The 5,619-nt window shown below is 29.6% G+C and carries 6 protein-coding genes; all 6 read right to left on the bottom strand.

Annotation, left to right across the window (positions count from 1 at the left end; genetic code table 11):
* The coding region (locus Q0V08_RS10345) for a hypothetical protein (RefSeq protein ID WP_297434519.1) at positions 1-193 on the bottom strand (193 nt) is incomplete at its 3' end.
* Between the two features lies 1 nt (position 194).
* Positions 195-1,076, bottom strand: coding sequence for an ABC transporter permease subunit (locus Q0V08_RS10340; protein ID WP_297434517.1), 882 nt, complete (start codon positions 1,074-1,076; stop codon positions 195-197).
* Positions 1,063-2,226 (bottom strand): ABC transporter substrate-binding protein, encoded by a 1,164-nt coding sequence (locus Q0V08_RS10335; RefSeq protein ID WP_297434515.1) that lies wholly within the window; start codon positions 2,224-2,226, stop codon positions 1,063-1,065. Before Q0V08_RS10335 ends, Q0V08_RS10340 begins: the two co-directional genes overlap by 14 nt.
* 79 nt (positions 2,227-2,305) lie before the next feature.
* Positions 2,306-2,977: a TVP38/TMEM64 family protein gene (locus tag Q0V08_RS10330; protein ID WP_297434513.1), complete on the bottom strand. Its 672-nt coding sequence runs from the start codon at positions 2,975-2,977 to the stop codon at positions 2,306-2,308.
* A gap of 1 nt (position 2,978) precedes the next feature.
* On the bottom strand, positions 2,979-3,890 hold the full coding sequence (locus Q0V08_RS10325) for a rhodanese-like domain-containing protein (RefSeq protein ID WP_297434511.1): 912 nt from the start codon (positions 3,888-3,890) through the stop codon (positions 2,979-2,981).
* Between the two features lie 22 nt (positions 3,891-3,912).
* Positions 3,913-5,619: heterodisulfide reductase-related iron-sulfur binding cluster (locus tag Q0V08_RS10320; protein WP_297434509.1), on the bottom strand; the 1,707-nt coding region annotated here is incomplete at its 5' end.

Raw genomic sequence — 5,619 nt, 5'->3', positions numbered from 1 at the left:
CTATTATAAAATTTATAAACATAGTTATTAGTGCAACTAAAAATGTAGTTAATAAACTATTATAAGTTTGTCCTGAAGTTAAAACATATTTCCACATTTTAAAGTTCATACTATTTAAAAATATTCCAATGAAAGGCAATAAAAATATTAGAGATAGTAAAAAATATGTAATCCATAAAAATACTTTTTTCATTTTACCACTCTCTTTCTTGGAATTTTGTAAAAAACTTTAAAGCTAAACACATTATTCCACCAAACAATAAACTTATACTTGATATTAAAATATTCATAACCATTATTTTTCCTCTTAGATCTAAGCTACCTTTTGTATATGTATCAAACACCAATACAGATAATACTCTAGGATGTGTAACTCCTAAAATATATGGTGTTTCAAAGGCTGCAAAAAGATATGTTAAAACTATAAAAAAACTGATGCTTAAAGTTGGAAAAACTAATGGAAAAACTATTTTTTTAAAAAATTCAATATTACTTAGATTATATATTTTTCCTAGTGAATCCCATTTTTTATCTACTCTAAAAACTACAGGAAGACTCATCATAGTCATAAAAGGTAGAGCCTTCCAAACATAAGTTAATACTATCCCTATTCCGTGATGATCATTTGTCAATATTGGAAACTCATCCATAGAAGATATTACTCCTAATTTCAATAAAAAATTACTTATTACTCCTCTTCTCATAAGTAGAAGTAATATTCCATATGCACTTACTAAATATGGAACGAATACTGGTGCTTCAATAACTTTTTGAAAAAACTTTGTATAAAAATAGCCTTTTCTCTTACTTAAAAAAACTAGAAATATAACAGCAATAGTTAAGATAAAAGCTAAAAAAGCAGCAATACTATTTATTTTTATAGTATATATTAAACTTTCGTAAAACTCTTTTGAATGAAGAACATCTTTATAATAGTGCAAAGTAAAACAAGAATCACTTAAAATTCTGTTGTAACCTAAAGAGGTCATAAAAACATAGTAAAGACCATATAGAAAGAAAAACGTCATATATAATAAAAAGGGCATTATATATATAAATTTTTTAATTTTTTCCAACGTTCTCTAGCCATCCCTCTTCTATAATTGTAAGCTTATCAGGTGTTAATTCCATAACTCTTTTTTCCTGTAGCTCCTCTAGAGATGGAATTTTTCCACTTTTATTTAAATCAAAAAACTTTTTAACTGTTTCAGGAGGCAATTTTTTCATATCTAAAATTGTAAAATCTCCCCAGTTTTTAGGCTCTTGTTTTAATAGTTGTAAATCTGGTGATACTAATTGATTTATTACTGCTAAAGCACCATCTTTATTTTGAGCATTTGCAGGTATAGCTAAGTAGTGATTATTAAACAGAGTTCCTTTGTCTAATAAAAAACTTTTCGATGTTTCAGGATAATCCCCTGATTCTATTTTAGAGTTAACTTTATTTATTGTGTAACCCATAGTTACGTCAACCTCTCCAGCTGAGTATAATAAATCTAATTTCCCCTCTGATTCAGGGTAAGTTTCCCCTTTTCTCCATAAATATGGCTCAATCTCATTTAAATAGTTCCAAACTATATTTAAATTTTCTTTAAACTCTTCAGGAGTCATCTTCTGAATGTTATCATAACCTAACATATCAATTGTTATGTTTCTTACAAAAGCACTTCCTGTAAAATTACTTGCATTTGGATAAGTAAATTTCCCAGGATTCTTTTTTACATACTCTGTTAAAGTCTCCCAACCAGTAAATGGTACCTCACCATTTTTAGTATTATATATAAAATTGAACTGAGCTTCTCCAAAAGGAACCTCTAATCCATTGATGTCTTCTCCAAAATCTTTAACTGTTGTACTCTCTTTTAATAAATCTTTATTTTTAATGCTTCCTAAAGTATTTTCTGTTAAAACTCCAGCATTTTTTAGAGCTTTAAAGTTTTCACCATTTACCCATAAAACATCTATAACTCCATTTTTTTTACCAGCTTGTTTCTCAATTATTAATTTATTTACAACATCTTTTATATCTACAATAGGTACTCTTTTTAAATTTATATTTTCATTTTCCAATACTTTAGGAGCAACCACATCATCCATAAAAGTATTAATCTCTTTAGATCCACCCCACATATAAATGTTTACATCTTTATTTTCTTTTTTATTACAACTTGTCAGCACTCCTAAAACTAACAATGAAAGTGTAAGTAGTTTAATTTTTTTTCCCATTTTTACTCCTCCTACCAATTAATAAATAAGGGGAGATACCTTTCTCCCCTTTATTTATTATAACTTATTTATTATTTTCTTACGAGTTTTTCTTTGCTTTTTTTGCAATTAATTTTGTAATCATTGTTAATCCAAAGAATATAAGTGATGCTGTTATTGACATCTTAACAGCTGTTTTCATATCTCCTGAAGCAACTGCTCCTGCTAATAATACAAACACTGATGTTCCTGGTAAAATAAATATCGTTGATAATAAAGAATATTGAATAAAACTAATTGGAGTTAAACCATAAACATAGTTTTGAATTCCAAAAGGAAATACTGGTAATAATCTTGTCGTTGCAAGAATAAACCAACCATCATTTTTTACACCTTCATTTATTTTTTTGAAAGCTTCTGTTTTTCCAAATTTTTCTTCAATAGGTTTTCTAGCAATATATCTTGCTATTAAAAATGCTAAAGATAATCCTAAACATGCTCCTATCGCTGTGTATATAATTCCCATTACTGCACCAAATATTAATCCACCAGCTAAAGTTAAAGGTAATACAGATATACATGTTGTAGTTACAACTGCGTATAATCCAATATATGCAACTGGTCCCCACATTCCTAAACTTTTAATCAATGTTTCTAATTTTTGTCTATCTTTTAAATATTCTAAAGCTCCTGATTTTGCTAATCCAAATATAACAGCTGCTAAAATACAAACTATTATTATTAATTTAATAGGGTTTTTCTTCTGGCTCATTTTACTCTCCTGTTTCTACTTTTACTTTTCCATCTTTTGCTGCATAAGACCATTCAATCCAAGACCCATCGTAGTTTTTAACAACTGGATATCCTAAAAGTTCTTTTAATACAAATGTTGTATGTGCAGATCTTACTGCTGATTGACAATAAGGTAATACCTCTTTATCTGGAGTTACTCCTTGTTTAGTATAAAGTGCAACTAACTCATCATAAGATTTCATTGTTTTATCGCTATTTAAAGCTTCAGTCCATTCTACCCAAACACTTCCTGGAATTCTTCCTTTTACAACTGCACCTTTTTTAAGATCTTCACCTGTGAACTCTTTCTTACTTCTTGTATCTACTATAACATCTGCTGGATTATTTATTGCTGTTTCCACAGTTTCTATTGTTGCTAAAGTATCTTTGTCTGGATTGTTAGAAAATTTAAAATCCCCTTGCTTTTCAGCAGCTTCTTTTCCAAATTTTGTTTTAACTCCTGCATCTTTTAAAGCTGAGTATCCACCATCAACAACTTTTACATTGTCCATTCCATACATATCAAGTATCCACCAAAGTCTGTACTCATCTAAATTGTCACCAATTAAAATTAAAGTCGAATCCTTAGTAACACCCATTTTATTTAATTCAGTTTCCATCTCTTCTCTAGAAGCTCTCATTCCACCAATTTCACCATATCTTTTATCTTTTGGCTCCATATCTGGTCTCCACATATTATAAGAACCTTCAACATTTCCAATTAAAAACTTTGCTTCTGGTCTTACATCTATAACTACAACATTTTTATCTGTTTCTATCATTTGCTTTGCAACTTCACCGCTAACTAATTTGTCACTTTTATACTGAGTATAATCTTTTCCAAAAGCTACCATTGATAATAATAATGATCCTAAAATTAAACTTCTTTTCACTTTAATCCTCCAGATTTTATATTTATTTTCTTTTGTTAAGTTCCATTTTTGATTTATATCTTGTTAACCATTGTTTTGCTGGTCCCATATTTCTATTACTTGCTTTTGATTTATCATATTTATCTCCAAATATTAAATCAACTATGTGAAGAGCATCAGTATGTCCTTTTTCCATAGATTCTCTACATGCAGCACAGTAAGTTACCATATGTCCTGTTGTTGTTTCTGCAGCTCTTCTATCCATAACTTTTTTAGCTACTTCTGGTACAGCTGGAACAATCATCCCACCAAAACCACAACATCTTGTTTTATCTCTTGAGTTTTCTAACTCCTCTACATCATATCCTAACTCAGACATAATCCATCTAATTCCATCATGGATTTTTGTTTGCTTTCTAATTGAGCAAGAATCATGAATATTAAACTTAACATCTGAACCTTTTCCTACACCGATTTGAGATTCAGGTAATCCAATCTCTGGTAATAACTCCCAAAGTGATACTACATTTTGCTTTGCGTACATATTAAATATTCCGTAACAAGATTGACATGCAACAATAACAGTTTCAGCTCCAACTTTATCTAATTCTTTTTGAACAGATTTAAATCTCTCTTTAAATAGATCATCTTGTCCTAAAGCTTTAGGTGGTTTTCCACAACATTTTAATAGAGAACCAACTTCTCCACCTAATTTATCTTGTAAGTGATCCATAATATTTCCAACAGCAACTGAGTTGTATGATGGTAAAGAACATCCTGGGAAGAATACATATTTTGTTTTCTTTCCGTTTGGAGCTGCATTTGTTGTGTTAAACATTTTAGAATATCCTAAATATTGGTGAACCTCTATAGCTTTATGCCCTTTCATTGGAGATTTTCCACCATTATCTTTAATATACTCACTTCTCATAGCACCAAAGTTTGATTTAATATCAAAATCTTTTGGACATTTTAAAGTACATTGGTCACACATATTACAAGAATAAGCTATTTTAGCATCCATCTCTTCGCAACCTTTTTCAATATACTCTTTAAATAAAGTCTTTGGACAATCAGTATAATCATTTAACATTATACACTCTTTCATACAAAGCTTACACTCACATTGTAAACATCTGCTAGCTTCTTTTGTAGCTTCCTCTTTTGTAAATACTCTTTCAACTTCTGAGAAGTTTTTAACTCTTTCATTTCCATCAGTTGTTCCAGGAACTACTCTTTCAGCTTTTTCAGCAGCATCCCATCCTTCTGGTAAATACTCAGTTGGTAGATATAATTTTGTTTTATATCCTCCCTCAGATTCTATTGTTCTTCCCTCTTCTAAATTCTTTCCATTTAAGAATCTATCAATTGATTTAGCAGCTCTTCTTCCCTCTGCCATTGCTTCAATAACAATAAATGCATTTGCACAATCTCCAGCTACGAAAACTTTTTCATTACTTGCAGATTGCATAGTTAATTTATCAGATTCGAAAGTTCCATTTCTTCTTGTTGCTAATTTTTTATCTGCATCAAATGAGTTATCTACTCCTTGACCGATAGCAAATACAAGTGTATCTATCTCTATAATCTCTTTTACATTCTCATCAAATTGAGGATTGAAGTTTCCATTTTCATCAAATAGACTTAAACACTTCTTTATCTCTAATCCAGAAATTCTGTTGTTCTCATCTTTAATTATTCTACTAATTCCATTTCCTAATTTAAATTCAATATTTTCCTCGATAGCTCC

Origin of the sequence: uncultured Cetobacterium sp., from assembly GCF_947038635.1 — a bacterium.
Lineage (GTDB): Bacteria > Fusobacteriota > Fusobacteriia > Fusobacteriales > Fusobacteriaceae > Cetobacterium_A.
The sequence above is the reverse complement of the archived record's forward strand: the minus strand, read 5'-3'. Positions and strand labels throughout refer to the sequence as shown.